Source organism: Ensifer sp. LC384 (assembly GCF_001695865.1).
GTDB lineage: Bacteria > Pseudomonadota > Alphaproteobacteria > Rhizobiales > Rhizobiaceae > Ensifer.
In genome coordinates this window covers 69,232-95,947 of record NZ_MBST01000016.1, presented here as the reverse complement: position 1 = coordinate 95,947, position 26,716 = coordinate 69,232, and the positions used below count along the sequence as shown (strand labels likewise).

Sequence of the window (26,716 nt, the reverse complement as noted above, 5' to 3'; positions counted from 1 at the left end):
TCGCAGTCAGAAGATACGGCGGGGGTGATCCGCTGCAGGAGCGGAAAGACTTGGTGGAAGTCTTGCAAGGCGATGTCGACGAACTTGACGGACGGGCATCGGCCCGCAACGGCCAGCGGCGCTGGGCGTATTCCTTCACGCTGATTCGCCGCCTGTTCGGCAACGCCGTCTTTTCGAGCCTGACGCGACGAATCGTCTTCTTCAACCTCGTCGCGCTCGTGGTCCTGGTCGGCGGGATCATGTATCTCAACCAGTTCCGCGAAGGCCTGATCGACGCGCGTGTCGAAAGCCTGCTGACCCAGGGCGAAATCATCGCCGGCGCCATTTCGGCCTCCGCCTCGGTCGACACCAATTCGATCACCATCGATCCCGAAAAACTGCTGGAGCTGCAAGCCGGCCAGAGCATCACGCCGTTGCCGAGCGACGAAGACCTTGATTTTCCGATCATCCAGGAACGGGTTGCCCCGGTCCTCAGGCGGCTGATCTCGCCGACCCGCACCCGCGCCCGCCTGTTCGACGCGGACGCGGATCTGCTGCTCGATTCACGCCACCTCTATAGCGGCGGCCAGGTGTTGCGCTTCGACCTGCCGCCCGTAGATCCCGAAGCCACCGGTATCGAGGAAAAGTTCGGAAGCTGGATCAACCGCTTGCTGCAGTCGGGCGACCTGCCGCTCTACAAGGAACCGCCGGGCGGCAACGGGTCGATCTATCCGGAAGTGATGAACGCGCTGACCGGCGTGCGTGGTGCGGTGCGCCGTGTGACCGAGAAGGGCGAACTCATCGTCTCGGTCGCAGTGCCGGTTCAGCGGTCCCGCGCCGTTCTCGGCGTATTGCTCTTGTCCACCCAGGCTGGCGACATCGACAAGATCGTGCATGCCGAGCGCCTCGCCATTATCCGCGTGTTCGGGGTAGCCGCCCTCGTCAACGTCATTCTGTCGCTGCTCTTGTCGTCGACGATCGCCAACCCACTGCGGCGCCTCTCGGCCGCCGCCATCCGGGTGCGCCGTGGCGGCGCCAAGGAGCGCGAAGAAATTCCGGACTTCTCGTCGCGTCAGGACGAAATCGGCAATCTGTCGGTCGCGCTGCGCGAGATGACGACCGCACTGTACGACCGGATCGCGGCGATCGAGAATTTTGCCGCCGACGTCAGCCATGAGCTGAAGAATCCGCTGACCTCGCTGCGCAGCGCGGTCGAAACCCTGCCGCTTGCCCGCACCGACGAATCGAAAAAGCGGCTGATGGATGTCATCCAGCACGACGTCCGTCGCCTCGACCGCCTGATCAGCGATATCTCCGACGCCTCGCGCCTCGACGCGGAACTGGCGCGCAGCGATGCCAAGGTGGTCGACCTCGAAAGGCTGCTCGGCGATCTCGTCGATATCTCCCGCCAGATCCGCAGCAAGAAGAAGCCGGTGCTGCTCGATTTCGTCATCGACCGGAAGGACAGCCCCAAGGCGCGTTTCGCCATCAACGGTTACGAGCTGCGCATCGGTCAGATCATCACCAACCTGATCGAAAACGCCCGCTCCTTCGTGCCCGAACAGGGCGGCCGCATCGTCGTGCGCCTCACCCGTTCCCGGTCGCGCTGCCTCGTCTATGTCGAGGACAACGGTCCCGGCATCCAGGCGGAAGACATCGACCGGATCTTCGAGCGCTTCTACACCGACAGGCCGGAAGGCGAAGACTTCGGCCAGAACTCCGGCCTCGGCCTGTCGATCTCCCGGCAGATCGCCGAAGCGCATGGCGGCACGCTGAAGGCCGAGAACGTCATGGGCCCGGGTGGGCAGATCGTCGGCGCCCGCTTCGTGCTTTCGCTGCCCGCGGAGCCGCACGCGTGACGCCGCCGCGGGACAACGTTCACGGCACGGCAATGGTCCTGGGCACGACCGGCTTCCTGGTAACCGGGCCTTCCGGCATCGGCAAATCGAGGCTGGCGCTCGCCTGCATATCGGCGGCACGCCAGATGGGGCATTTCGCGGCACTGGTCGCCGACGATCGCGTCGAGCTCTGCCTGGCGCAGGATCGGATCATCGCCCGTTGCCCCGCGTCGATCGAGGGCCTGATCGAGATCCGCGGCGCCGGCATTGCCAGGCTCGAGACGGTACCGGCGGCGGTTATGGATTGGGCAATCCTGCCCGTCGGCGCGCCATTCGATCCGCGCCTGCCGCCGGAAAACGAGGAACTCCCCCTACCCGTCGGTGGTAGACTGCCAATTGTTCGCGTTCCCATTGAAAATGGCGTACATATGCTTGCTGCTCTGCGTGCACTGCTACCCGAAAAATTAGGATTTTAGCTATAGTTGCAGGCAACCGGGCTGGTTTTTCGGCATTTTTGGCTTGCACTTCGCCTTTTCCTTGCCAAGATGGCCGCCCCAACAGGTGGACGAAATTGCTGCATTGCGATATCTGACCATCAGTGAATTGCGCGTGCAGTCGGAGAAAAGATACCCATGATCGGACTTGTGCTTGTCACCCATGGCAAGCTGGCTGAGGAATTCCGGCATGCGCTCGAGCATGTTGTCGGTCCGCAAAAAGCTATCGAGACCGTTTGCATCGGCCCCGAGGACGACATGGATCAGCGTCGGCAGGATATCCTCGACGCCGTGACCAATGTCGACGAGGGCCACGGCGTCATCATTCTCACCGACATGTTCGGCGGCACGCCCTCCAATCTCGCCATCTCGGTCATGCGCAGTGGCACCGTCGAAGTCATCGCCGGCGTCAACCTGCCGATGTTGATCAAGCTCGCCGGCGTGCGTGGCGAGAGCGACATGGACAAGGCCCTGCTGGAAGCCTCCGAGGCGGGACGCAAATACATCAATGTCGCCAGCCGCGTCCTGAGTGGAAAATGATGGACCATCGCCCCGACATGTCCCTGACGCGCGAACTTCTCATCGTCAACAAACGCGGGCTCCATGCGCGCGCTTCGGCGAAGTTCGTCCAAACAGTCGAGGCCTACGATGCCGAAATCACGGTGTCGAAGGACGGCAGCACTGTCGGGGGAACCTCGATCATGGGCCTGATGATGCTGGCCGCCAGCACCGGTTCCAGCGTTTGCGTCACCGCCAGCGGCGTGCAGGCCGAAGAAGCGCTGAATGCGCTCGACGCGCTGGTGCGCGACAAGTTCGGCGAAGAAATGTAACCGACAATATAAAGATATAAAGACTTCTTTATATCGAGGTTGCCCTGCCCCGGAAATCCTGATAGATCGATCGCACTCTCACCGCGATGGTATGCGCGGGAGGCATTGTCGTGCCGCCGGATGGCCAGAGGGCCAGAGCGGCTTGAAGAGATTAGCCTGGAGAATTTCATGACCACCACTCTGGATTACATCGTCGCCGACATCGGTCTTGCCGATTTCGGACGCAAGGAAATTACGATCGCCGAAACGGAAATGCCGGGCCTGATGGCCTGCCGCGAAGAGTTTGGCGCATCCAAGCCGCTGAAGGGCGCCCGGATCACCGGTTCGCTGCACATGACCATCCAGACCGCCGTGCTGATCGAAACGCTCGCCGTTCTGGGCGCCGACATCCGTTGGGCCTCGTGCAACATCTTCTCGACCCAGGACCATGCAGCTGCGGCCATCGCTGCCAGCGGCATCCCGGTCTTCGCCGTCAAGGGCGAAACGCTCGAAGAATACTGGACCTACACCGACAAGATCTTCCAGTGGGCCGACGGCGGCGTCTCGAACATGATCCTGGACGACGGTGGCGACGCGACCATGTACATCCTGCTCGGCGCCCGCGCCGAAGCTGGCGAGGACGTTCTCTCCAACCCGGGTTCGGAAGAAGAAGAGATCCTGTTCGCGCAGATCAAGAAGCGCCTCCAGGCTTCGCCGGGCTTCTTCACCAAGCAGCGCGACGCGATCAAGGGCGTGACCGAAGAAACGACCACGGGCGTCAACCGTCTGTACCAGCTCCAGGCCAAGGGCCTGCTGCCGTTCCCGGCAATCAACGTCAACGATTCCGTCACCAAGTCGAAGTTCGACAACAAGTACGGCTGCAAGGAATCGCTGGTCGACGGCATCCGCCGCGGCACCGACGTGATGATGGCCGGCAAGGTTGCCGTTGTCTGCGGCTACGGCGACGTCGGCAAAGGCTCCGCAGCCTCGCTCAGCGGCGCCGGCGCCCGCGTCAAGGTCACGGAAATCGACCCGATCTGCGCCCTGCAGGCCGCCATGGACGGTTTCGAAGTCGTCCAGCTCGAAGACGTTGTTTCGTCTGCCGACATCTTCATCACCACGACCGGCAACAAGGACGTCATCCGCATGGACCACATGCGCGAGATGAAGGACATGGCGATCGTCGGCAATATCGGCCACTTCGACAACGAAATTCAGGTCTCCGCGCTGCGTAACCTGAAGTGGACGAACATCAAGCCGCAGGTCGACATGATCGAGTTCCCGAAGGGCAACCGCATGATCCTTCTGTCGGAAGGTCGCCTGTTGAACCTCGGCAACGCCACCGGTCACCCGTCCTTCGTGATGTCCGCCTCGTTCTCCAACCAGGTGCTGGCGCAGATCGAGCTCTTCACCAAGGGTGAGAACTACAAGAACGAAGTCTACGTTCTGCCGAAGGCACTCGACGAGAAGGTCGCCCGCCTGCACCTGAACAAGCTCGGCGCGAAGCTCTCCGAACTGTCGCAGGAACAGGCCGACTATATCGGCGTCGGCCAGCAGGGTCCGTTCAAGGCGGAACACTACCGGTACTAATCGTTACCCGGGCAATCCACAACATGTTGTGGCCGCGTTCTTGACAAGAGAGCGCGGCCTCTTTTTTGGGCGGCTCCCTTCCCGGCGATTCGTCAACGAAGTATGCTCTAACCCATTGATTCGTGATGCCGGTGCGGACCTTCGGGCGTTGCGAGTGGGATGTCTTGTCGGCAAGCGGCAAACAGACGGAGACAGACCGGGGATGCAATCGGAACTGACGCGAACCCTTCAGGGGATCGCCGGAACTGCGCATGGCACTACAGGGCCGGCAGCACCCTTCGGGCAGATGGGGACGGCAGCGCCATGACAACAGCACAAGAAACCTCATCGGGCGCTCGCCGCAGAGGCCCGGTACTCCTTCGCCGCCTGATGGCCTGCACGGCGCTTTTCGCCGCAACGGATGCGGTCGCCCAGGTCTCGGTGCAGAAGGCGAGTATCTTCGGCTCGTCGGAAGTCATCACCTTCTCCGTCCTCATCGGCGTCGTTTCCGCAGCGATGATCTCGGCAATCTGGCTGATCCGCCAGCGCGGCAACATCGAGGCCGAAAACCGCGAGCTGCGGTCCGACCTTTCCGACGCCAATCAGCGCCTCTCGCGCTTCCAGGCGCTCATTGCCGACAAGAACCGCCGCATCGTCATCTGGGACGGGCTGGCCGAGCGGGCCGAACTGCTCGGCCAGCTGCCGGCCGAAACCGGGGCGCCGGCGGACGATCGCGAATTCCTGGCGTTCGGACGCTGGATCAAGGCGCATTCCGCCAGTGAGCTCGAAAAGGCGATCGACACTCTACGCACGCAGGCGCGCAGCTTCGATCTGGTGCTCGAAACACAGCGCAACGAGGTCCTTGAAGCCCAGGGCCGCGTTTCCGGCGGACGCGCTTTCGTGCGCTTCATCGCGCTCAACAACATGCGGGCCGAACTCGCCGAGCTGAAGCTCGAGCGCGATCGCCTCAACAACTCGCTGACGTCCTTCCGCACCCTGCTCGACGCGATCGACCTGCCGGTCTGGCAGCGCGGCACCGATGGAGCGCTGACATGGGTCAATGAGGCCTATGCCGATGCGGTGGAAGCACCCAACGTCGCTGCGGCCATTGCCGAGGGCCGTGAACTGCTGGCGACGGTTGCGCGCGAAAAGATCCGCGCCGTCTCGACCTTCGACACGCCGTTCCGCGACAAGCTTTCGACCGTCGTCAGGGGCAACCGCACATTCCTCGACGTCGTCGACGCCCGCAGCCCAGCCGGAACGACCGGCATTGCCATCGACGTCTCCGGCGTCGAGGCGGTGCGGGAAGAGCTTAATCGCACGCTCAAGAGCCACGCGGAAACGCTTGATCATCTCGCAACGCCCGTCGCCATCTTCGACGGCAATCAGCGCCTGCAGTTCTACAACCAGGCTTTCCAGCGCCTCTGGAATCTGGACATGGGCTTCCTCGAGCGCAAGCCTGACAACGGCGAAGTGCTCGACCGCCTGCGCGCGGGCGGTCAGTTGCCCGAGCAGCTCAACTGGAAACAATGGAAGGCGAATGCGCTCTCCGTCTACCAGGCGCTCGATACGCAATCCGACCTCTGGCACCTGCCGAACGGCCAGACCTTGCGAGTGTTTGCGACGGCCCGGCCGCAAGGCGGCGTCACCTGGGTGTTCGAGAACCTGACCGAGAAGGTCGATCTGGAAACGCGCTACAACACGCTGGTGCAGGTCCAGGGCGAGACCATCGACCATCTGGCCGAAGGCGTTGCGGTGTTCGGTCCCGATGGCCGCATCAGGCTCTCCAACCCGGCCTTCCGCGCGATCTGGGGCATCAACGAGACCGAGGCGCAGCCGGGCACCCATATCCGCGCGATCGAGCAGGCCTGCCTCATGTCCTACGACCAGCCGGACGGCTGGAAACGGTTCTCCCATATCATCACCAGCTTCGACGACGAGCGGCCCTCAAGCCGTGGCATTCTTGAACTCAGAACCGGCCTGATCCTCGACTTCGCCGTCATTCCGCTGCCGAACGCCCAGACGATGCTGACCTTCGTCAACATCACCGACAGCGTTCGGGTCGAACGGGCCCTGACCGAGAAGAACGATGCGCTGCGCAAGGCGGATGCGCTGAAGAACGACTTCGTTCATCACGTGTCCTACGAGCTGCGCTCGCCGCTCACCAACATCATCGGTTTTGCCGATCTCCTGAAGACGCCTGCCTTCGGCGACCTCAACGATCGCCAGGCGGAATATGTCGACCACATCGCCACGTCCTCGTCGCTGCTTCTGACCATCGTCAACGACATTCTCGACCTTGCCACCGTCGATGCCGGCATCGTCGAGCTCGACATGTCGGAGATCAATCTCACCGACTTCCTCGACGACATCGCCCACCAGATGGCGGACCGGCTGGTCGAAGGCGGCGTGACGCTGCGCATTGCGGCACCCGACAACCTCGGTCGCATGGTCGCCGACCAGCAGCGGCTGAAGCAGATCTTCATCAAGCTTTTGACCAACGCCGCCAACTTTGCACCTGACGGTAGCGTCATCGAACTGACCTGCCGGCGCGAAGGTGGAGACTTCGTCTTCTCCGTTTCAGATAGCGGACCAGGCATCCCCCAGGATGTGCTCGATACGGTGTTCAACCGCTTCGAAAGCCACGGCCAGCGCGGCGGCGCCGGCCTCGGCCTTTCGATCGTCGAGAGCTTCGTCAGCCTTCACCACGGCACCGTATCGATCCGCAGCCACGAGGGCGAAGGCACCGAGGTGAGCTGCCGCATTCCTTCGGCGGAGATCCCGAAGATCGTCGCGGCGGAATAATGCAACCGATCGAACGCTTCCTGAAGGACGAGGCCGCCACGATCCGGCTCGGCGAAGACCTGGCTCTGGCGCTGAAGGTGGGCGACTGCCTTGCCCTGTCGGGCGATCTTGGCGCTGGAAAATCGACACTCGCACGCGCCTTCCTGCGCGCCGTTGCCGATGATGACGGCCTGGAAGTCCCGAGCCCGACCTTTACGCTTGTGCAGAGTTACGAGCTGCGCATTCCCGTGGCGCATTTCGATCTCTATCGCCTCGCCGACGCCAGCGAACTCGACGAACTCGGCTTCGATGAAGCGCTGTCTCTCGGCGTCTGCCTTGTCGAATGGCCCGAGAGAGCCGATGAGGCGTTGCCCGCAGGCAGGATCGTGCTGTCGATCATCCACGAAGCGGCCGGACGGACCGTCAGCATCGCCGGCCCCGAGGATGCCCTGCAGCGCATTGCGCGCTCGCTGGCGATCCGCGACTTCCTTGCACAAAACGGTTTTGCAGACGCGCGGCGACGGCACCTGAGCGGCGATGCCTCGGTGCGGGCATACGAGCGCGTCGACGGCCGAGACGGCCTTCCAGCCAGGATCCTGATGGATGCCGCGCGGCATAAGCCCGGTCCCATCCTGGAGGACGGCAAGTACTACCAGCAACTCGCGCATCTCGCCGAGGATGTGATCCCCTTCGTTGCCATCGACGAGCTCCTGAGAGAACGGGGCTTTGCGGCGCCGACGATCTACGCACGCGATCTCGACCAGGGAATTTTGCTGATCGAAGACCTCGGTTCCGAAGGCGTCCTTGACGATGCCGGAAGGCCGATCGAGGCACGCTACGTCGAAGGCGCGCGGTTGCTCGCCAGGCTTCATGCCACACCGGCAAGGCGCGATATCACGCTCTCTGGCGGCGTCGAGCACCATATCCCTGATTTCGACCGGACGGCGATGAAGATCGAGACGCGGCTGCTCACCGACTGGTACCTGCCGTGGAAACGCGGCGAGCCGGCGACGGAACAGGAAAAGCAGGAATACGCCGCGATCTGGGACGATCTCATCGACCTCCTCGAGACGTCCGAGAAGAACCTGCTGCTGCGCGACTTTCATTCGCCGAACATCATCTGGCGTCCCGAACACAAAGGTATCCAACGTATCGGCCTGATCGATTTTCAGGATGCGATGATCGGCCCGACGGCCTATGACGTGGCGTCGCTGGTGCAGGACGCCCGGGTGACGATCGAGCCGGCGCTGGCGAGCCGAATGATGGATGCCTATCTCGGCGATCGCCGCGCCGCCGGCCCGTTCGAAGAAGCCCTGTTCCTTCGCGACTGGCATCTGATGTCGGCGCAGCGCAACTGCAAGCTTGTCGGCATCTGGGTGCGGCTGATGCAGCGGGACGGTAAACCCGGCTACATGAAACATATGCCGCGCACTTTCGCCTATCTCGAAGTCGCCCTCCTGCACGAAGCGCTGAAACCCTTGCGCGACTGGTGTATGAAGACGGGGATCATCGTTCCCGAATCAGCGAACTGACAGAGAAGCAATGTCGATCAGCAATGCGATGGTGCTCGCGGCGGGCCTCGGTACCCGCCTACGCCCGATCACCAACACTATCCCGAAGCCATTGGTGAAGATCGCCGGCAAGCCGATGATCGATTACGTTCTCGATCTGCTGGTGAACGCTGGCGTCACCAGGGCAGCCGTCAACGTCCACCATTTCGCCGACCAGATGGAGGCACATCTGGCACAGCGCGCGGCGCCCGAGATCGTGATCTCCGACGAACGCGACACGCTGATGAATTCGGGCGGTGGCCTGGTCAAGGGCTTGAAGCTGCTTGCCGATGGGCCTGTTCTGGTGATGAACGCCGATCTCTTCTGGGTCGGCGAGGATGCGGGCGAGCCCAGCAATCTCCAGCGGCTCGCCAGCTTCTTCGATCCGGACCGCATGGATATGGCGCTGCTTTGCGTGCGTGACGAGGATACAACCGGACACAACGGCAAGAAGGACTTTTCGCTCGATACGGATGGCCGCCTCGTCCGCTATGCCGAGGGCATGGACAATCCCGTGGTCTATGCCGGCGCGATCGCGCTCGATAAGAAACTGTTTGCCGATGCGCCGGACGATGCGTTCAACCTGAACGTCTATTTCGATCGGGCGATTGCCGAAGGGCGACTGTTCGGCATTGTGCTCAACGGTCACTGGATGACGGTGGGCACGCCGGAGGCAATCGAAGACGCTGAAGCCGCGATTCGTCGCTGTCAGCCGGGAGGGTGAGCGTGTCCTATCGCGAGCCCAACGTCTTCACGATCCCGCCGGGCCTGCCCTTCCTGAAGACACTGGCGCGCAAACTCTGCGACGGCACGCTGACACCGGATTTTCGCTACGACCCCGCGGATCCGTTGCCGCTTGCAGGCGTGACGATCTTCGTTCCCACCCGCCGCTCCGCCCGCGTGCTGCGCTCCGAATTCGTCGATCTGCTCGGCGGCCGTTCGGCGATCCTGCCGACGATCCGGGCACTCGGCGAAACCGACGACGACAGCGGCTTCTTCGATGCGGAAGTGCCGGCGATCCTCGATCTGGCGCCGCCCCTGCCCGGCACCGCGCGCCTCATCGAGCTCGGCCGGCTTATCCTTGCCTGGCGCAACCGGTTGCCAAAGGTGGTGCTCGACATTCACGCGGAAAGCCCGCTGATTGCCCCCGCAAGCCCCGCGGACGCCATCTGGCTGGCGCGCAATCTGGCCGAACTCATCGACGCGATGGAGACGGAAGAACTCGACTGGGATGAGCTCGACAGTCTCGACGCCGGCGAACATGCGCTGTGGTGGCAGCTGACGCTCGAATTCCTGAAGATCGCCCGCACCTACTGGCCGGAGCGACTGGAAGAACTGAAGCAATCCTCACCGGCACGGCATCGCAACGCCATCCTGCAGGCCGAGACGCAACGCATCGCCGCCGGCGCCCTCCAGGGGCCGATCATCATCGCCGGTTCGACCGGTTCGATCCCGGCGACGGCCGCCCTGATTGCCGCGGTCCAGAAGCTGCCCAACGGCACCATCGTGCTGCCGGGGCTCGACCAGACGATGACCGATGCCGAATGGGGCATGATCATCGGCGAGACCGCCGCCGCCGGCGGCAGACCCGATCCGGCAAGCCGCAGCCACCCGCAATATGGCTTTCACCGCCTGCTGCAACGCATGCATGTCGAGCGCCAAGATGTGCCAGCCCTCGATGAGGCCGATGCCGGGCTCACAGATCGCAGCGAAATCCTGTCGCATGCGCTGCTGCCGGCGAAGGCGACGAACGGCTGGACCGAGACCCGCAACGAACTCAAGCCCGAAACATTGCAGCGCGCGTTTGGCGACGTCGCCCTGATCGAAACCGCCAACGAACGCGAGGAGGCGACCGCGATCGCGATCGCGCTGCGGCTGGCGCTTGAGGGCAGCGACGACAGCCAGGCGGCCCTGATCACCCCCGACCGAAATCTCGCGCGCCGGGTCGGTGCGGAACTGGCACGTTTCGATATCGAAGCCGACGATTCCGCCGGCACGCCGCTCGCCTCCACGGCGGCGGGCACGCTGATGCGGCTTTTGTTGGAGGCGAGCCTGCGCCCCGGCGATCCGGTGCCGCTGGTGGCGCTGTTCAAACATCCGCTCGCCCGCTTCGGCCTGCCGAAGGCAGAGATGCGCCGCAGCGCCGATGTGCTGGAGCGGCTGGCGCTGCGCAGCGGCACTGATATCGCCGACATCTCGCTGCTGGAGCCGCTGCTCGAACAGGCTGCCGTCCACCACAAGAAGGATCGCCATCCGCCGGAATGGCGGATCGGTATCACCGAAGACGACATCCTCGCAGCGCGAGACCTGGCGGCCCGCGTAAAAATGGCGACGGAGCCGCTCGCCGGTGCGCTGGTTCGGCGCAGTGATGGTCGCCGCCCCTTCTCCGAGACGTTCACCTTTGCCGAATGGGCAACACGAACCGGCCAGGCGCTGGAAGCGGTCTGCGGCGACGAGCGCGCCGACTTGAGCAGCCTCTGGTCCGGCGAGGCGGGCGAAGCCCTGGCAACGCTGCTGCGCGGCATCATCGAGACCGAGGGTCAGATGGATGCCGACGGACCGCAATGGTGCGACATCATGGAGGCGCTCGCCGCCAGCGAGGCGGTCAAGCCACGCTCGATGCGCCACCCCCGCGTCTTCATCTTCGGCGCGTTGGAATCGCGCCTGCAGAGCATGGATCTTGTGGTGCTCGGCGGCATGAACGAAGGCAACTGGCCGGGACAAACCGCCAATGATCCCTTCCTCTCCCGAACGATGAAAACCGGGATCGGCCTCGAGCCGCCGGAACGCCGCATCGGCCAGCTCGCCCACGACTTCCAGATGGCGTGCGGCACGCGCAAACTCATCCTCAGCCGATCGATGCGGCAGGGATCGGCGCCCACCGTGGCGTCGCGATGGCTGCAGCGACTGCTGGCGCTCGGCGGCAAACGACTGGCAGAGAACCTGCGATCGAACGGCAGCGACTATCTCCTATGGGCACGGATGCTCGACAAGGGCGGGCGCCAGGCACTGGCCGAACGCCCGGCGCCCAGGCCGCCGGTCGAGCTGCAGCCGCGCAAATACTCGTTCAGCGAAGTCTCGCGGCTTCGACGCGATCCCTATTCGATCTATGCGCGCCGGATCCTGCGGCTGCATCCGCTCGACCCATTCAACCGCGATCCGGGTGCGTCGGAACGCGGCACGCTCTATCATCGCATCGTCGATCGCTTCGTGCGCGGCGGTTTTGACATCCTGTCGCCCGCTGCCGACGAGGCGATGGTCCGCCTGCTCAACGAGGCCTTCGACGAAGAGCGACTGCCAGCCCATATCGACACCATATGGCGGCCGCGCTTCGCCGCCGTCGGCAAGGCATTCCTCGCCTGGGAACGAGAGCGGGCGCGGTTTATTCGCAAGCCATTGACCGAGGTTGCAGCATCGATGGACATCGGCGTGGCCGACATTCGCCTGACCGGTATCGCCGACCGGCTCGACACGCTGACCGACGGCACGGTGGAGATCATCGACTACAAGACCGGCTCCAGCCCTTCGATCAAGGAAGCGCGCGTGCTGCTCGATCCGCAGCTTGCGCTCGAAGCTGCGGCGCTCAAGGCCGGTGCGTTCAAGGGCATGGGTTCCGGCCACCCGCAATCGCTGCTCTATATCAGGTTGAAACCCGGCTCCCGCTTCAAGGTGGAAGCGGTCAACAACGAAAACAGCCGGGCGAAGGAAACGAAATCGGCCGATCAACTGGCCGACGAAGCGTTGACCGAACTGCGGAAGCTGCTGACCGCCCTGATGTCGGGCAGGCACGGCTTTGCCTCACGCCTGATCGTCCAGAAGGAGCGCGACTACGGCGGCGAATACGACCATCTGGCCCGTGTTGCGGAATGGTCGACCGCCGACAGCGAGGATGACAGCGATGAGGGATGAAAGCGCCGGCCCCGACGAAAGGACGCCCGAAGCCTGGCTCGACTGGACATCGCGCCGGCAATCGCTTGCCTCCGACCCCGCCCGCTCCGCCTGGGTTTCCGCCAATGCCGGATCAGGCAAGACCCATGTCCTGACGCAGCGCGTCATCCGCCTGTTGCTCGCGGGCTGCAGGCCCTCTGCCATCCTCTGCCTCACCTATACCAAGGCGGCGGCCTCCGAAATGTCCAACCGTGTCTTCGAACGCCTTGCCGAATGGGTGACGCTCGGCGATGAGGCACTGGAAAAGCGGATCGAGGCAATCGAAGGCGAGCGGCCTTCGCGCCTGAAGCTCCAGGAGGCGCGGCGGCTGTTTGCGCGGGCGCTCGAAACGCCCGGCGGGCTGAAGATCCAGACCATCCATGCCTTCTGCGAGGCGCTGCTGCACCAGTTTCCGCTGGAGGCGAACGTTGCCGGGCATTTCTCGGTTCTCGATGACCGCGCAGCCACGGTGCTCTTGGCAGATGCGCGCCGCGCCCTGCTGACGGCGACGACAGCGGACGGCGATGCGGCGCTTGCCGATGCCTTTGCCACCGTGCTCGAGCTTGCCGACGACACGGGGCTTGAGAAGCTGCTGGCTGCGATCGTTTCCAACCGCACCGCTATACAGGCTTTTCTCGACCATGCCGACGCCCATGGTGGCATCGCCGTGCAGTTGCGCACAGCCCTCAAGCTTGAGCCTGAGGACAGTGTCGAGCACATTCTGGAAAGCGTCTGGCCGCTTGCCGGCTTGAACGGAGCGGCCCTCGAACGTTACCTATCGCTTGCCGCCAGCGCCGGCGGCGCCAAGGTGCTCGATTTCGCCGAAGGACTGCGCGCGACGGCGAAGCTTGTCGATCCTATGGCTCGCTACGAAGGCCTGCAGGAGCTGTTTTTTACTGGCACCGGCAAGCCGCGCGCCGATTCCGCCTTCGTCAACAAGGCGATGCTTCAGGCTGCGCCGGACCTGCTCGAGCTCGTCGAAGCCGCCCGCGATCATGTGGTCGCCTACGCCGACCGGCTGAGCATCGTCCAGATGTACGAGGCGACGCTCTCGGCGCTCACGCTCGCCGATCGGCTCAACAACGACTATGAAGCGCTCAAGCGCACCCGCAGCCAGCTCGATTTCGAGGATCTGATCAATCGGACCGCGAGCCTGTTCGCGCGCGGCGACGTCAGCGCCTGGGTTCACTACAAGCTCGACCAGGGCATCGACCACATCCTTGTCGACGAGGCCCAGGATACGAGCCCGATGCAATGGACGATCATCCAGGCGCTGGCGGCGGATTTCTTCTCCGGCGACAGCGCCCGCGGCACCGATCGCACGATGTTTGCCGTCGGCGACGAGAAGCAGTCGATCTATTCCTTCCAGGGCGCACGCCCGGAGCGCTTCTCGCGCGAAAGCATCGAGACTGAGCGGCGCGTTCGCGATGGTGGCAAGGCGTTCAGTCCGATCCGGCTGCAGCTCTCCTTCCGCTCCACCGTCGATGTGCTCTCCGCCGTCGACACCGTCTTTGCCAACCCGGCGCATGCGCGCGGGCTCAGCGCCCAGAACGAAGCGGTCGTGCATGCCTCGAACCGCATCGGCCATCCCGGTGCCGTCGATATCTGGGACGTGATCGCAGCCGAGCCGACGACGACTGACGACGAATGGACGGCACCCTTCGATGCCACGCCGGAAACGGCACCGGTCAACATTCTCGCCCGGCGCATTGCTGCCGTGCTCGACAGCTGGATCGGGCGCGAGACGATCATCGAGAAGGGCGTGCGGCGCGCCATGCGCCCGGGCGACGTGATCGTGCTCGTCAGAAAGCGCGACGCCTTCGTCAACGCGCTGACGCGTGCCCTGAAGCGACGCAGCGACATTCCCGTCGCCGGTGCCGACCGGCTGGTTCTGACGAGCCATATCGCCATCCAGGACCTGCTGGCGCTCGGGCGCTTCATGCTGCTGCCGGAGGACGACCTATCGCTGGCAGCGCTGTTGAAGAGCCCCCTGTTTGATGTCGACGAGGACACGTTGTTCGAACTGGCGGCCCGGCGGGATGAGGGCGCGAGCCTCTGGCAGAGGCTGCAGGACTCCGCGGCCGAGGAAGGCTCCTCCCATGAAGGAAGCGTCAAGACGCTTCTTCGCTATGCTGCCCTCTCGCAGCAGTTGGCGCCGCATGACTTCTATGCGCGCGTGCTTGGCGTCCACGGCGGGCGCGCGGCGTTTCTTGCCCGTCTTGGCAGCGAAGTGAGCGACATTCTCGACGAGTTCCTGACCTTCGCACTCGAACACGAAAGAAGCGGCCTGCCCGGGCTGCAGGCCTTCATCTCGACGCTCGAAATCGAGGCGCCGACCGTCAAGCGCGAGCAGGACAAGGAGCGCGACGAAGTCCGGATCATGACGGTGCACGCGGCCAAGGGTCTGGAGGCGCCGGTCGTGTTTCTGGTCGACGGCGGCGGCAAGCCGTTCAACGCCCAGCACGTGCCCGATCTTCGCTTCCTGGAGATGCCGCTTTCGGATGGCTCGAGCTTTCCCCTGCCCGTCTGGCGAGCCCCCGGCTCGGCATCGAACTCGCTCATCGCCGCCGACAGCGACCGTCTGAAGACGCTGGCCGAAGAAGAGTACCGCCGCCTGCTTTACGTGGGCATGACCCGTGCGGCCGACCGGCTGGTGGTCTGCGGGTATCGAGGGCAACGGGCCAGTGCCGACACCTGGCACGCCATGGTGCAGGCAAGCCTGTCCCAGGACGACAATGGACGCAGCACGCCCGTCACCTTCAAGGCGGGAGATGAGGAATGGGTGGGGCACTCCTGGCGAGAAGCGCATGTGCCACGCGAGGTGCCGTCAGGCGATGAAGCTTCCGACCTCACAGCTCCCCCGAAGACCGGCCTGCCGATCGCGCTTTCCACGCCGCTGCCGCCGCCGCGGCGGTTGCCGCGACCGCTCAGCCCATCGGGCGTCGGCATTGCGGTCGATGAGGACGACGGCGGCATGATCGTCGGCTCGGCGCTGTTTTCCGAGAAGACGCCAGCCAATGCCTCGATGCTGCGCGGCGCCATCCTGCACCGGCTGCTGCAGGTCCTGCCGTCGATCACCCCTTCCGAACGCCTGGCGGCGGCGGACCGATATCTCGCCCGCTCGGTGCCACGCTGGCCCGAAGCACAGCGCGCACGCCTGCGTGATGCGGTCCTGCAGGTCCTCGACCATGGCGACCTGCGATCGCTCTTTTCCGACGCGAGCCGTGCCGAAGTCTCGGTGATGGGCACCTTGAAGCTCGGCAACCGGGAATTCGCGGTGTCCGGCCGGATCGACCGGCTTTCGGTGGCGAACGGCGTCGTCACCATCGCCGACTTCAAGACCAACCGCAGCGTGCCGGCATCGCCCGATGATGTCCCCGCTGCCTATAAGACCCAGCTTGCGATCTATCGTGAGCTGCTGCGGCCGCTCTATCCCGCGCACCGCTTCCAGTGTGCGTTGATCTTCACCGAAGGCCCCATCATCCACCTGCTTGAGGATAGGGCGCTGGACAGGAGCCTTGAAGACCTCGCGACAAAGTGAGATACCCGATATTGAAAATCCAGCGGGACGGTCTCACATGAGACACAACATCTGGACACCGACATTTCGAACGCAAGGAGCAGCCGATGGCTACTGTAAAAGTCGATACATCCAATTTTCAGCAGGAAGTGCTGAACGCCGCCGAGCCGGTGGTTGTCGATTTCTGGGCTGAATGGTGCGGCCCGTGCAAAATGATCGCGCCGAGCCTTGAGGAAATCTCCAACGAGTTCGCCGGCAAGGTCAAGGTCGTGAAGCTGAACATCGACGAGAACCCGGAACTGGCCGCGCAGTATGGCGTGCGCTCGATCCCGACGCTTGCGATGTTCAAGGCTGGTGAAGTTGCCGACATCAAGGTTGGCGCTGCTCCGAAGACGGCTCTGACGTCCTGGATTTCGACTGCGTCCGCTTAAGGCAATCCTATCGAAGCGACTTCAAAGCCCGGCTTGCCGGGCTTTTTTCTTGCCTTGAAGACTGCCCGGTAGATTCAGCGAGAATGTCGTGCTGCAACGATCAATGCGATGCCCGACACGGGTGCCCGATCACTTCGGTGGAGTGCCGTTGTCGGCAAGCACGTCGCCGACGAGATAGAGCGAACCGCCGATCAGGATGCGTGGCGGCACCGGGTCTTCGTCGACCAGATTGGCAATGACCGTCAATGCTTCGGCCACCGATGATACGGCCGACGCCTCGAAACCGACCGAGGCCGCATCCTGCGCCAAGGCCACGGGATCGAGCCCTGCATCAGAGCCACGGATCGGCACGGTGAAGACCTGTTCGGCAAGATCGAGGAAGGCGCGGAAGTAACCGAGCGGATCCTTGGTGTTGATCATGCCGATGATCAGGAATAGCGGGCGGGACTCCCGCTCTTCGAAATTCGCCATCGCTTCGGCAATTACCAGGCCGGCACCGGGATTGTGCCCGCCATCGACCCAGATCTCAGCATCCTGCGGGCCGTAGTGGGCAAGTTTGCCGCTGCCAAGACGCTGCAGGCGTCCGGGCCACTCGACCCCGGCAACGCCGCGCTCGATGGCCGCATCCGGCACGTCGAAACCGGCCGCCCTGACGGCGCGAATGGCGGCGGCAGCATTGGCATACTGGTGCCGACCGGGCAGCTTCGGCAAGGGAAGGTCAGACAGACCCTGCTCGTCCTGGTAGACAAGGCGGCCGAATTCCTCATGCGCCATGAAGTCCTGACCGTAGACGGACGTCGGACAGCCGAGACGCTCGGCGGTCGAGGTCAGGACGTCGCGGACACCCTCTTCTTCCTGCTGGCCGATGACGACGGGGCAGCCGCGCTTCATGATCCCGGCCTTTTCCGCCGCGATCAGCTCGACGCGGTCGCCGAGATAGGCCTGGTGGTCGAGCGAGATCGGCATGATCACGGAGACGGCCGGCCGGGCTATGACGTTGGTCGCGTCGAAGCGGCCACCGAGACCGACCTCGATGATTGCGACATCTGCCGGGTGTTCAGCAAAAAGGACGAAGGTGACGGCGGTCAGGATCTCGAAGACGGTGATCTTCTCGCCACCATTGGCTTCCGCGACGCGTCGAACCGCATCGGCAAGCACGGGATCGCTGACGAGCTTGCCCTTGCCGCCCTTGACGCCGAGCCGGTAGCGCTCGTGCCAGTTGACCAGATGGGGAGAGGTGTGGACGTGAACGCTCAAGCCCGCCGCCTCAAGCACCGCCCGCGAGAAGGCGGTGACCGAGCCCTTGCCGTTGGTGCCGGCCACGTGGATGATCGGCGGCAGGCGGTCCTGCGGATTGCCGAGCGCGGCCAGAAGCCGGGTTATCCTGTCCAACGACAGGTCGAAGCCTTTCGGATGCAAGGCAAGGAGTTTTTCGATCTCGTAGCCTGCTTCGCTGGCTTCCACCGCTGTCATCTCGCCCTGCCCCGATAGAATCGTATGCTATGCGCTTGCCGCAACCGGCAGAGCCGCTGGTTCCGCACCGCCGCCGTTGAGCTTGACCGCATCGGCCGGCTTCTTCATCAGGATCTTCAGCACACGGGCGAGCGTCGACGGAATGTCATGACGCTTGACGACCATGTCGACCATGCCGTGTTCCAGCAGGTATTCCGACGTCTGGAAGCCTTCCGGCAGCTTCTCGCGCAGCGTCTGCTCGATCACGCGCTTGCCGGCAAAGCCGATTTCGGCGCCGGGCTCAGCCAGATGAATGTCGCCGAGCATGGCGTAGGAGGCGGTCACACCACCGGTCGTCGGGTTCGTCAGCACGACGATATAGGGAAGGCCGGCTTCCTTCAGCATGTTGACCGCAACGGTCGTGCGCGGCAGCTGCATCAGCGACAGGATGCCTTCCTGCATGCGGGCGCCACCGGAGGCCGGGAAGATGACCAGCGGGCACTTCTCCGCAATCGCCTTCTCGAAGGCCTTCACGATCGCCTCGCCTGCGGCCATGCCGAGCGAACCGCCGATGAAGTTGAACTCATGCACCACGCCGACGAGCTTGACGCCCTGGACGCGACCGACGCCGGCCACGATCGTGTCTTCCAGCTCGGTCTTGGTGCGGCTGTCACGAAGCCGGTCGGCATATTTCTTGGAATCGCGGAACTTCAACGGGTCCTGCGCCACCTTCGGCTGCGGCAGGGCCTCGTAGATACCACCGTCGAACAGATCCTTCAGTCGCGCCTTGGCCGGCATCTTCATATGGAAGCCAGACTGCGGGATGACCCATTTGTTTTCCTCGAGATCGCGGTGGTACACCATCTCGCCGGTTTCAGGGCACTTGATCCAGAGATTTTCCGGAACTTCCCTGCGGCCCAGCATCGAATTGATTTTCGGCCGAACGTAGTTTGTGATCCAGTTCACTTATAGACTCCTGAAGATTTTCTTCGGGTTGTGCGCGCTAATATAGGCAATTATTCGGCTGCGGCGAGCCGTGCGGACCGCACGCCAGCCGAAAGGCCCCTTACCAGCGCTTCGACACCCGGTACCGTCGCGTCCGTTGCCTTGCCCTCTTCGGTCAGGCTCGACGCGATCTGATTGACGATCGCCGTACCGACGACGACGCCATCGGCCGATGCACCGATGGCTCTTGCATGTTCCGCCGTCTTGACGCCGAACCCGACGCAGACCGGCAGTTTCGTATGGGTCTTGATGCGCCCTACCGCGCCGGCAATCAACGACGGATCCGGCAGCGCCGAGCCCGTGATGCCGTTCATCGAGACGTAATACACGAAGCCCGAGGTATTTTCGAGAACCTTCGGCAGACGACGGTCATCCGTCGTCGGCGTCGCCAGGCGAATGAAGCTGATGCCCTTCTGCAGCGCGGGGATGCAGAGCTCATCGTCCATCTCCGGCGGCAGATCGACAACGATCAGTCCGTCGATGCCCGCGTCCAGCGCAGCCGTGAGGAAGCGATCGACGCCATAGATGTAGATCGGATTGTAGTAGCCCATCAGCACGATCGGCGTGCGCTGGTCTTCCTCGCGAAAACGGCGGGCGATCTCGAGCGTCTTTGCCAACGTCTGGCCGCCCTTCAGCGAACGCTGGCCGGCAAGCTGGATCGCCGGTCCGTCGGCCATCGGGTCTGAAAACGGCATGCCGAGTTCGATGACGTCGGCACCGGCCTTCGGCAGTGCCTTCATGATGGAAAGGGACGTTTCGAAATCGGGGTCGCCACCCATGAAATAGGTGACAAGGACCGGGCGTCCTTCCGACGCCACATCGGCGAACTTTCTGTCCATGCGTGCGGTCATGATCGTTATAGCCCCATACCCAGAATCTTGCCGACGGTGAAGATGTCCTTGTCGCCGCGACCGGACAGATTCATCAGGATAATCTCGTCCTTGCCCATCTTCGGTGCGCGCTTGATGACCTCGGCCAAGGCGTGCGAGGGCTCCAGCGCCGGGATGATGCCTTCAAGACGGGTCAGCACCTGGAATGCCTCCAGCGCCTCGTGGTCCATGATCGGCACATATTCGACGCGGCCGACATCGTTGAGCCAGGAGTGTTCCGGGCCGATGCCGGGATAGTCGAGGCCGGCCGAAATCGAATGGCCTTCCTTGATCTGGCCGTCGCCGTCCTGCAGCAGGTAGGTGCGGTTACCGTGGAGCACGCCCGGCGAACCGGCGGTGATCGACGCGCAATGCTCGTCGCCTTCGAGCCCCTTGCCGCCAGCCTCGACGCCGACGATCTTCACGTCTTCGTCGTCAAGGAACGAATGGAAGATGCCGATCGCATTTGAACCGCCGCCGACGGCAGCAACGACGAGATCGGGAAGCCGGCCTTCAGCGGCAAGCATCTGCTCCTTCGCCTCCTGGCCGATGACCGCCTGAAAATCGCGAACCATTTCCGGATAGGGATGCGGCCCGGCAGCCGTGCCGATCAGGTAGTAGGTGTTGTCGACATTAGTGACCCAGTCGCGCAGCGCTTCATTCATCGCGTCCTTGAGCGTGCCGTTGCCGGCGGTGACCGGCTTCACCTCGGCGCCGAGAAGCTTCATGCGGAAGACGTTCGGCGCCTGGCGCTCGACGTCGGTCGCGCCCATGTAAACGACGCAAGGCAGGCCGAAGCGCGCGGCGACAGTGGCCGAGGCCACGCCGTGCTGGCCGGCACCGGTTTCGGCGATGATGCGCGTCTTGCCCATGCGCTTGGCAAGCAGGATCTGGCCGATGCAATTGTTGATCTTGTGCGAACCGGTGTGGTTCAGCTCCTCGCGCTTGAAATAGATCTTGGCGCCGCCAAGTTCAGCCGTCAGCCGCTCGGCGAAATAGAGCGGGCTCGGGCGGCCGATATAATGCGCGCCGAGATTGTCGAGCTCCGCCTTGAAGGCCGGATCGTTCTTTGCCTTGTCCCACTCGTCCTGCAGGTCGAGGATCAAGGGCATCAGAGTTTCGGCAACGAAGCGGCCACCGAAAATGCCGAAACGGCCGTCTTCGTCAGGGCCCGCCCGGAAGGAGTTCAGTTTTGGCGCCTCGTTCACGTCTTGCTCCCTGACCGCGCCGTAACCGCCTCCGCCTGGCGAACGGCATCGAAAAACGATTCCATGAGCTTCAGATCCTTGACGCCCGGCGCGCTCTCGACGCCGGAGGAAATATCGATGGCGCGGGCGCGCGTCTGCGCCAGGGCCTCACCGATGTTGTTCACGTTCAAACCACCGGAAAGCATGTAATCGACGCTGCCGTCAAGCGCATCGAGCAGCTTCCAGTCGAAGGAGACGCCGTTGCCGCCGGGCAATTCCGATCCCGCCGGGGGCTTGGCATCAAACAGAAACCGGTCGGCAATCCCGACATAGGGCTCGACCTTTTCCAGATCGCCGGCGTCGCGGATCGACAGCGCCTTCATGACAGGAAGGCCATAGACCGCCTTGACGGTGAGTACCCTGTCCGGCGTCTCGCTGCCATGCAACTGCAGAATGTCCGGATTGAGAGTGGCGACGATCTCATCGAGATCGTCATTGTCGGCATTGACGGTCACGGCGACGATCTTTGCCTGGCCGCGTATCCGGTCCGCGAGGCGGCCGGCGTCATCGGGTTCCAGGTTGCGCGGGCTCTTCGGGAAAAAGATGAAGCCCGTGTGCGATGCGCCCAGCGCCACAGCCCGATCCACCGCTTCCGCGGTCTTCAGCCCGCATATCTTCACTTCGGTTTTCATGAGAAGCGACCTTGCATGAAATGTCGCTGGAGTCGAGCCAAAAACCACCCTGCGCACCGTCGTCCCGAGGGTGCTGCATTGCGGTGCCCGCGTACGCTCACCATATGCATTCTATCACAACGGAGAGACGAATGCGTCTGCTGCTTGCCCTCATTCTGCCCTGGCTTCAGTTCTTCACCATCGGCCGACCCTTTGCCGGCATCATCTGCCTCATTCTGCAGATGACCCTGATCGGCTGGGTGCCGGCGGCGATCTGGTCGGTCTATGCGCTCAGCCAGTACAAGACCGACGAGAAGATTCAGGCGGCCCTCGCCGGCCGCAACCGCGGCTGATCCGAAAAAAACAATTCAGTCGAAATCGATGGCGTGCAGCATCGTGCCGTTGCGCCTCAGCCAGCGCTTGGCATCGTTGGTATCAGGACAAAGCTTCTCGCAGAGCGCCCAGAAATCGGGCCCGTGGTTCATCTCCTGGAGATGCGCGACTTCGTGCGCGGCGAGATAGGCAATGACCTTCGATGGGGCCATGACGATACGCCATGAGAAACTCAGGGCGCCATCGGCCGAACATGAGCCCCAGCGGCTGCGCGTGTCCTTCAGGCTCAGCGATTTTGGACGCCGGCCGATCCGGCCGGCATAGACCGCGACGAGGCGGTCGAGGTCGTGCCGCGCTTCCTTCTTGAGAAAATCGACGATACGCCGGCGCAGATGTTCCTCGCCGCCGCTGACGCGCAATATCGGGTCCTCGCCGACGATCACCGTTTCCGTCAAACCCCTGATTTTTCCAGTTCGCTCGATCCGATGCGCGACGCCGCGGATCAGGATCGAGCCGCCCTCTTCCAACTGGCTTTCGCCGGAGAACCGCGCCAGCTTGGTCATCAACCAGCCCTGATGGCGGTTGAGGAAGGCAGTTACCTCCCGATCGGCCAGCCCTTGCGGGATCGTCAGCTTCAGTGCCCGGCCGCCGGGCTCGATGCGCAGCGTCATTCGTGTGGCGCGCGAATTCTGTCGGATGGTCAGCGGAAGCATCTTGCCCGCGACCTCGATTTCTCGGGTCACGTCGACAGGAGCCGGGGGAATGCGCCGTCGCGTGAAGGAAGGGAACATGACGGCTTTCTATCCGATTCGCGGCCTTTTCGGCTAATGCATAATCCCCTAAAGCGCGCCGCGATCTTTCAGATACGCTTGTCGCACTTTAGGCTTGTTCTTTCGCATGTCGTTATCGCAAAACCGCTGCACACTTTTGCGCGCCATGCTTTAGATCCAGAAAATTGCCGATGCTCGGCGACGTGCTACGGCGTTTCCGCATCTCAAGAGACACCTGCCCCCGCACGACCGATCGCGACATCCGGTGTTTCATGTGAAACACCGGACGTCCATTTTGTCACTCAGTTTGCCTCGAACGGGGCAACGGGCCCGGAACCGCCGTTGCGGCGTTCGCGCATGAAGCGGTCGAACTCTTCCTGGTCCTTGGCACGGCGAAGCTCGCGCACGTAGGAATCGAATTCTTCGCGCATTTCATCGAGCTTGCGGCGCTCTTCGTCGAGACGGGCAAGCTCGGCTTCGCGCCAGTCATCGAAGGCGACGTTGCCGGTGCGATGATGCTGCGTCCAGTTGGCGCGATTGCCGCGCTTGAAGGCGGAGCACATGCTATCGACCGAGCTGTTGGCGTCTTTCTTGAACGTTTTCAGTTTCTCGCCGAAGAGAATGTAGGCGAGCATGGCCAGGCCGAGTGGCCAGAAGACCACGAAACCGAGCACCATCAATGCAATGGTCGCGGGCGTCCAATCCGGACGGATCAATGCAGATTGGTTCATCTTCAGGATTCCTCGCAATCACCCGGGCCGCCCATCGCGGCCCGGTGAAAACGATGTGGGAAGGCGCGCTTTCGACTACAAGACACCCGTGCCCGGAATCGGACAAACCCTTGATCCTACGCCGGCAAAAGCCCGCTTTTTGCCGGGATCAGGCGGTTTTTCCGCCCTTGATCACCTGCGTCACCGGCTTTGCGTGGCGGGCATGCTCGCGCTGGAAGGCGACGATACGCGGCGCGATCTCGCGACGGAAACGCGAGCCGTTGAACACACCATAGTGTCCGACGTCCGGCTGCATGTAGTGCATCCGCATATGCTCGGGAATGTTGGTGCAGATCGTCTGCGCCGCCTTCGTCTGACCGACGCCGGAAATGTCGTCGTTCTCGCCTTCGACCGTCAGCAGGGCGACCTTCTTGATCGCCGTGGTATCGACACGACGACCGCGATGCATCATCTCGCCCTTCGGCAAGGCGTGCTGCATGAAGACAACCTGAACGGTCTGCAGGTAGAACTCTGCCGTCAGATCCATCACTGCAAGGTACTCGTCATAGAAATCGCGATGCTTCTCGGCCGCGTCGCCATCGTTCTTCACCAGATGGGCAAAGAATTCCTTGTGGGCGATCAGGTGCCGGTCGAGATTCATCGACATGAAACCCGAGAGCTGCAGAAAGCCGGGATAGACCATGCGCATGAAGCCCGGCTGCGGCCACGGCACCGGCATGATGACATTGTCGCGGAACCACTCGATCGGTCGCTCCTCGGCCAGCTTGTTGACGCCCGTCGGATTGATGCGGGTATCGATTGGACCACCCATCAGCGTCATCGACGCCGGCGACAGCGGATCGTCCGCCGCTTCCATAAGGGCGGCAGCGGCAAGCACCGGAACGGCCGGCTGACAGACGCCGATGACATGGGTATCGGGCCCAAGGAAGTGCAGCATCTGGATGATGTAGTCGATGTAGTCGTCGAGATCGAAGGTGCCCTCGCTCAAGGGAACCATTCGCGCGTCGATCCAGTCGGTGATGTAGATATCGGAATGCGGAAGCAGGGCTTCCACGGTTCCACGCAGCAGCGTGGCATAGTGGCCCGACATCGGCGCAACGATCAGCACTTTCGAATCGGCCGCCCTGCCCTTGGGAAGAGCCCGCTCGAAATGGATCAGGTTGCAGAACGGCTCGCGCCAGACGATGCGCTCATGAACGCCAACGGGCTGGCCGTCGATCAGGGTTTCAGGCAGGCCGAATTCCGGCTTACCGTAGCGTCGCGTCGATCGTTCGAAAACCTCGAGGCCAGCGGCTGTCGCGCGGCCGAAATAGGTGTGCGAGATCGGGTTCATCGGATTGCTGAAAGCAAGCCGCATGGCATCCGCCGCCGTTCGCCACGGCGCCATCATGGCATGGTTCAGTTCGTAGAGCTGGTAGAACATAGGAAGCGTACCCCTTGGTTCAATCAACGACAACGCCGCTCCCAGTCGGACGCAAGCTTGCGATTGTTTGTCTTGGTGTCCGCAATCCCTGCCAGACTACCATGTTTCTTGTGCACTGCAACAACTATACCCGTTTCGGCTCGATACAAGCGCCTTCTGCGAGAATGCGCCCGGATTACTGATAATTAACAAACGGACTTGCTCGAAGCTGGCCGAAAGAGCGCGTTTTCGTCAGAAATTCGCGGTTTTGGAGGAGGACGAGAGCCTTTTCCGAAGCGGCCCACCGTGGTCGGTCCTCGGCCCGATCTTCCGCATCGCAGCAGAACGGGTCGTCACGCCGCGGCGATCCGGACGATCGCCTTGACCAGCCCCGACTTCTCGTTCGCCCAGCGCGGCAGATCCTCAACCACCGCATCCATCGTCGTTCGATGGGTGACCAATCTCTCCACCGGCACCAACCCCTCACGTATCGAGTTCACGACATGATCGAAATCCTCGCGCGTCGCATTGCGGCTGCCGATCAACGTCATTTCGCGCTTGTGAAACTCCGGATCGGAGAAGCGAATGTCGTCCTTGACCACGCTGACGAACACCAGTGTTCCTCCGTGAGCCACATGGCCGAAGGCCGCTTCCATCGAGCCGCCATTGCCGGTGGCGTCGAAGACGACATCGAAACCATCGCCGCCCGTGGCCACGGCGACGCGCCGGACGGACGTTTCGTCGGCAACGATGCCGGAACCGAAGCCAAGCCGGTCGGTCGCAAAAGCCAGCCTTTCACTGCTGGTATCCATCAGCGTCACCTCGTGGCCGGCGATGCGCGAGAAGATGGCCGTTCCAAGCCCGATCGGCCCGGCGCCGATGACAAGGGCGCGAACGCCGGCAGGTGCGGCAGCCCGGCGCACGGCGTGGGCGCCGATGGCGAGGAACTCGACCGTCGCTGCCGCCTCGGGCGATAGATCCATTGCCGGGTAAAGATTGCCCTCGGGAACGAGAATTTCCTCGCAGAAGGCTCCATCGGTGTGGACGCCGAGCACCTTGATCGCCGTGCAGCAATTCGGTTTGCCCCGGCGGCAGGCGACACAGTCGCCGCAGGAGAGATAGGGGTTGACCACTACCGGCGTCCCCGGAGCGATTGCCGTCCCCGGTCCATTGGCAACCACCGTCGCCGAGATCTCGTGCCCCATGACCCGCGGATATTCCAGGAACGGGTGCTTGCCGGCGAAGATGTGATAGTCGGTGCCGCAGATGCCGACATGGCTGACGGCCACGCTGACCCATCCCGAAGGTGGGGCCGGCACCGGCGCACGTTCAACAATCTCCAGGCGGCCGGGTTGCGGGCAGAGGACGGCTTTCATGTCATTTTCCGTATGTTGT

The 26,716-nt window shown here is 63.1% G+C and carries 21 protein-coding genes; 12 read left to right on the top strand and 9 right to left on the bottom strand.

All coding sequences use genetic code 11. The features are described from left to right. The first annotated feature begins 50 nt into the window (after positions 1 to 50). The 11 genes from BC363_RS14345 (at position 51) to trxA (ending at position 16,901) form a co-directional block, all read left to right on the top strand. Positions 51 to 1,838 (top strand): sensor histidine kinase, encoded by a 1,788-nt coding sequence (locus BC363_RS14345; RefSeq protein ID WP_065781614.1) that lies wholly within the window; start codon positions 51 to 53, stop codon positions 1,836 to 1,838. Beyond that, positions 1,835 to 2,293 (top strand): serine kinase, encoded by a 459-nt coding sequence (locus tag BC363_RS14340; protein WP_083223412.1) that lies wholly within the window; start codon positions 1,835 to 1,837, stop codon positions 2,291 to 2,293. The genes BC363_RS14345 and BC363_RS14340 overlap by 4 nt, the downstream gene beginning before the upstream one ends. 156 nt (positions 2,294 to 2,449) lie before the next feature. After that, positions 2,450 to 2,851 carry a PTS sugar transporter subunit IIA gene (locus BC363_RS14335; RefSeq protein ID WP_025425343.1) on the top strand — a complete coding sequence of 134 codons (402 nt, stop codon included), beginning with the start codon at positions 2,450 to 2,452 and terminating at the stop codon, positions 2,849 to 2,851. Further along, complete coding sequence (locus BC363_RS14330; protein WP_065781613.1) at positions 2,848 to 3,141, top strand: HPr family phosphocarrier protein; 294 nt, start codon at positions 2,848 to 2,850, stop codon at positions 3,139 to 3,141. Before BC363_RS14335 ends, BC363_RS14330 begins: the two co-directional genes overlap by 4 nt. A 168-nt stretch (positions 3,142 to 3,309) precedes the next feature. Further along, complete coding sequence (gene ahcY / locus BC363_RS14325) at positions 3,310 to 4,710, top strand: adenosylhomocysteinase (RefSeq protein WP_065781612.1); 1,401 nt, start codon at positions 3,310 to 3,312, stop codon at positions 4,708 to 4,710. A 303-nt stretch (positions 4,711 to 5,013) separates the two neighbouring features. Next, the gene (locus tag BC363_RS14320) at positions 5,014 to 7,494 is read left to right on the top strand and encodes a PAS domain-containing sensor histidine kinase (protein ID WP_065781611.1); all 2,481 of its coding nucleotides are present in this window, start codon (positions 5,014 to 5,016) and stop codon (positions 7,492 to 7,494) included. Beyond that, positions 7,494 to 9,005, top strand: coding sequence for a tRNA (adenosine(37)-N6)-threonylcarbamoyltransferase complex ATPase subunit type 1 TsaE (gene tsaE / locus BC363_RS14315; protein ID WP_065781610.1), 1,512 nt, complete (start codon positions 7,494 to 7,496; stop codon positions 9,003 to 9,005). The genes BC363_RS14320 and tsaE overlap by 1 nt, the downstream gene beginning before the upstream one ends. A gap of 10 nt (positions 9,006 to 9,015) precedes the next feature. Then, on the top strand, positions 9,016 to 9,747 hold the full coding sequence (locus BC363_RS14310; protein WP_065781609.1) for a nucleotidyltransferase family protein: 732 nt from the start codon (positions 9,016 to 9,018) through the stop codon (positions 9,745 to 9,747). Continuing rightward, positions 9,744 to 12,932, top strand: a complete 3,189-nt coding sequence (addB, locus tag BC363_RS14305) for a double-strand break repair protein AddB (RefSeq protein ID WP_065781608.1) — start codon at positions 9,744 to 9,746, stop codon at positions 12,930 to 12,932. The genes BC363_RS14310 and addB overlap by 4 nt, the downstream gene beginning before the upstream one ends. Then, positions 12,922 to 16,491, top strand: a complete 3,570-nt coding sequence (gene addA, locus BC363_RS14300; RefSeq protein ID WP_065781607.1) for a double-strand break repair helicase AddA — start codon at positions 12,922 to 12,924, stop codon at positions 16,489 to 16,491. Before addB ends, addA begins: the two co-directional genes overlap by 11 nt. Positions 16,492 to 16,577: 86 nt before the next feature. Further along, complete coding sequence (trxA, locus tag BC363_RS14295; RefSeq protein ID WP_065781606.1) at positions 16,578 to 16,901, top strand: thioredoxin; 324 nt, start codon at positions 16,578 to 16,580, stop codon at positions 16,899 to 16,901. A 129-nt stretch (positions 16,902 to 17,030) separates the two neighbouring features. Here trxA and BC363_RS14290 read toward each other — a convergent pair whose 3' ends face one another. Genes BC363_RS14290 through BC363_RS14270 form a run of 5 tightly spaced genes read right to left on the bottom strand, consistent with a single transcriptional unit; the run spans position 17,031 to position 22,106 of the window. Next, positions 17,031 to 18,374, bottom strand: coding sequence for a folylpolyglutamate synthase/dihydrofolate synthase family protein (locus BC363_RS14290; protein WP_065781605.1), 1,344 nt, complete (start codon positions 18,372 to 18,374; stop codon positions 17,031 to 17,033). Positions 18,375 to 18,401: 27 nt separating this feature from the next. After that, complete coding sequence (accD, locus tag BC363_RS14285; RefSeq protein ID WP_065781604.1) at positions 18,402 to 19,319, bottom strand: acetyl-CoA carboxylase, carboxyltransferase subunit beta; 918 nt, start codon at positions 19,317 to 19,319, stop codon at positions 18,402 to 18,404. 50 nt (positions 19,320 to 19,369) lie between these two features. Then, positions 19,370 to 20,209, bottom strand: coding sequence for a tryptophan synthase subunit alpha (trpA, locus tag BC363_RS14280; RefSeq protein ID WP_065781603.1), 840 nt, complete (start codon positions 20,207 to 20,209; stop codon positions 19,370 to 19,372). 5 nt (positions 20,210 to 20,214) lie between these two features. Further along, on the bottom strand, positions 20,215 to 21,435 hold the full coding sequence (gene trpB / locus BC363_RS14275; protein ID WP_065781602.1) for a tryptophan synthase subunit beta: 1,221 nt from the start codon (positions 21,433 to 21,435) through the stop codon (positions 20,215 to 20,217). Next, a complete protein-coding gene (locus BC363_RS14270; RefSeq protein ID WP_065781601.1) occupies positions 21,432 to 22,106 on the bottom strand; it encodes a phosphoribosylanthranilate isomerase in 675 nt (224 codons plus the stop codon). The genes trpB and BC363_RS14270 overlap by 4 nt, the downstream gene beginning before the upstream one ends. Before the next feature lie 131 nt (positions 22,107 to 22,237). Between BC363_RS14270 and BC363_RS35100 the strand changes: the two genes are divergently transcribed. Beyond that, positions 22,238 to 22,438 carry a YqaE/Pmp3 family membrane protein gene (locus tag BC363_RS35100; RefSeq protein ID WP_065781600.1) on the top strand — a complete coding sequence of 67 codons (201 nt, stop codon included), beginning with the start codon at positions 22,238 to 22,240 and terminating at the stop codon, positions 22,436 to 22,438. 15 nt (positions 22,439 to 22,453) lie between these two features. Here the strand turns inward: BC363_RS35100 and BC363_RS14260 are convergent, their stop codons facing one another. From BC363_RS14260 to BC363_RS14245, 4 genes are all read right to left on the bottom strand, one after another. Further along, entirely contained in the window at positions 22,454 to 23,209 is a 756-nt protein-coding gene (locus tag BC363_RS14260; RefSeq protein ID WP_065781599.1) for a M48 family metallopeptidase, read from the bottom strand. Between the two features lie 281 nt (positions 23,210 to 23,490). Next, positions 23,491 to 23,919: a DUF2852 domain-containing protein gene (locus BC363_RS14255; protein WP_053251179.1), complete on the bottom strand. Its 429-nt coding sequence runs from the start codon at positions 23,917 to 23,919 to the stop codon at positions 23,491 to 23,493. A 148-nt stretch (positions 23,920 to 24,067) separates the two neighbouring features. Next, positions 24,068 to 25,342, bottom strand: coding sequence for a polyhydroxyalkanoate depolymerase (gene phaZ / locus BC363_RS14250; protein ID WP_065781598.1), 1,275 nt, complete (start codon positions 25,340 to 25,342; stop codon positions 24,068 to 24,070). A 332-nt stretch (positions 25,343 to 25,674) separates the two neighbouring features. Further along, the gene (locus BC363_RS14245; protein ID WP_065781597.1) at positions 25,675 to 26,697 is read right to left on the bottom strand and encodes a zinc-binding alcohol dehydrogenase family protein; all 1,023 of its coding nucleotides are present in this window, start codon (positions 26,695 to 26,697) and stop codon (positions 25,675 to 25,677) included. Positions 26,698 to 26,716: the final 19 nt, after the last annotated feature.

Bases quoted from the DNA above. Each gene is read 5' to 3' on its own strand.
- BC363_RS14335 (WP_025425343.1), top strand. From the start codon at position 2,450: ATGATCGGACTTGTGCTTGTCACCCATGGCAAGCTGGCTGAGGAATTC.
- BC363_RS14330 (WP_065781613.1), top strand. From the start codon at position 2,848: ATGATGGACCATCGCCCCGACATGTCCCTGACGCGCGAACTTCTCATC.
- ahcY (WP_065781612.1), top strand. From the start codon at position 3,310: ATGACCACCACTCTGGATTACATCGTCGCCGACATCGGTCTTGCCGAT.
- BC363_RS14320 (WP_065781611.1), top strand. From the start codon at position 5,014: ATGACAACAGCACAAGAAACCTCATCGGGCGCTCGCCGCAGAGGCCCG.
- tsaE (WP_065781610.1), top strand. From the start codon at position 7,494: ATGCAACCGATCGAACGCTTCCTGAAGGACGAGGCCGCCACGATCCGG.
- BC363_RS14310 (WP_065781609.1), top strand. From the start codon at position 9,016: ATGTCGATCAGCAATGCGATGGTGCTCGCGGCGGGCCTCGGTACCCGC.
- addA (WP_065781607.1), top strand. From the start codon at position 12,922: ATGAGGGATGAAAGCGCCGGCCCCGACGAAAGGACGCCCGAAGCCTGG.
- trxA (WP_065781606.1), top strand. From the start codon at position 16,578: ATGGCTACTGTAAAAGTCGATACATCCAATTTTCAGCAGGAAGTGCTG.
- BC363_RS14290 (WP_065781605.1), bottom strand. From the start codon at position 18,374: ATGACAGCGGTGGAAGCCAGCGAAGCAGGCTACGAGATCGAAAAACTC.
- trpA (WP_065781603.1), bottom strand. From the start codon at position 20,209: ATGACCGCACGCATGGACAGAAAGTTCGCCGATGTGGCGTCGGAAGGA.
- BC363_RS14270 (WP_065781601.1), bottom strand. From the start codon at position 22,106: ATGAAAACCGAAGTGAAGATATGCGGGCTGAAGACCGCGGAAGCGGTG.
- BC363_RS35100 (WP_065781600.1), top strand. From the start codon at position 22,238: ATGCGTCTGCTGCTTGCCCTCATTCTGCCCTGGCTTCAGTTCTTCACC.
- BC363_RS14260 (WP_065781599.1), bottom strand. From the start codon at position 23,209: ATGTTCCCTTCCTTCACGCGACGGCGCATTCCCCCGGCTCCTGTCGAC.
- BC363_RS14255 (WP_053251179.1), bottom strand. From the start codon at position 23,919: ATGAACCAATCTGCATTGATCCGTCCGGATTGGACGCCCGCGACCATT.
- phaZ (WP_065781598.1), bottom strand. From the start codon at position 25,342: ATGTTCTACCAGCTCTACGAACTGAACCATGCCATGATGGCGCCGTGG.
- BC363_RS14245 (WP_065781597.1), bottom strand. From the start codon at position 26,697: ATGAAAGCCGTCCTCTGCCCGCAACCCGGCCGCCTGGAGATTGTTGAA.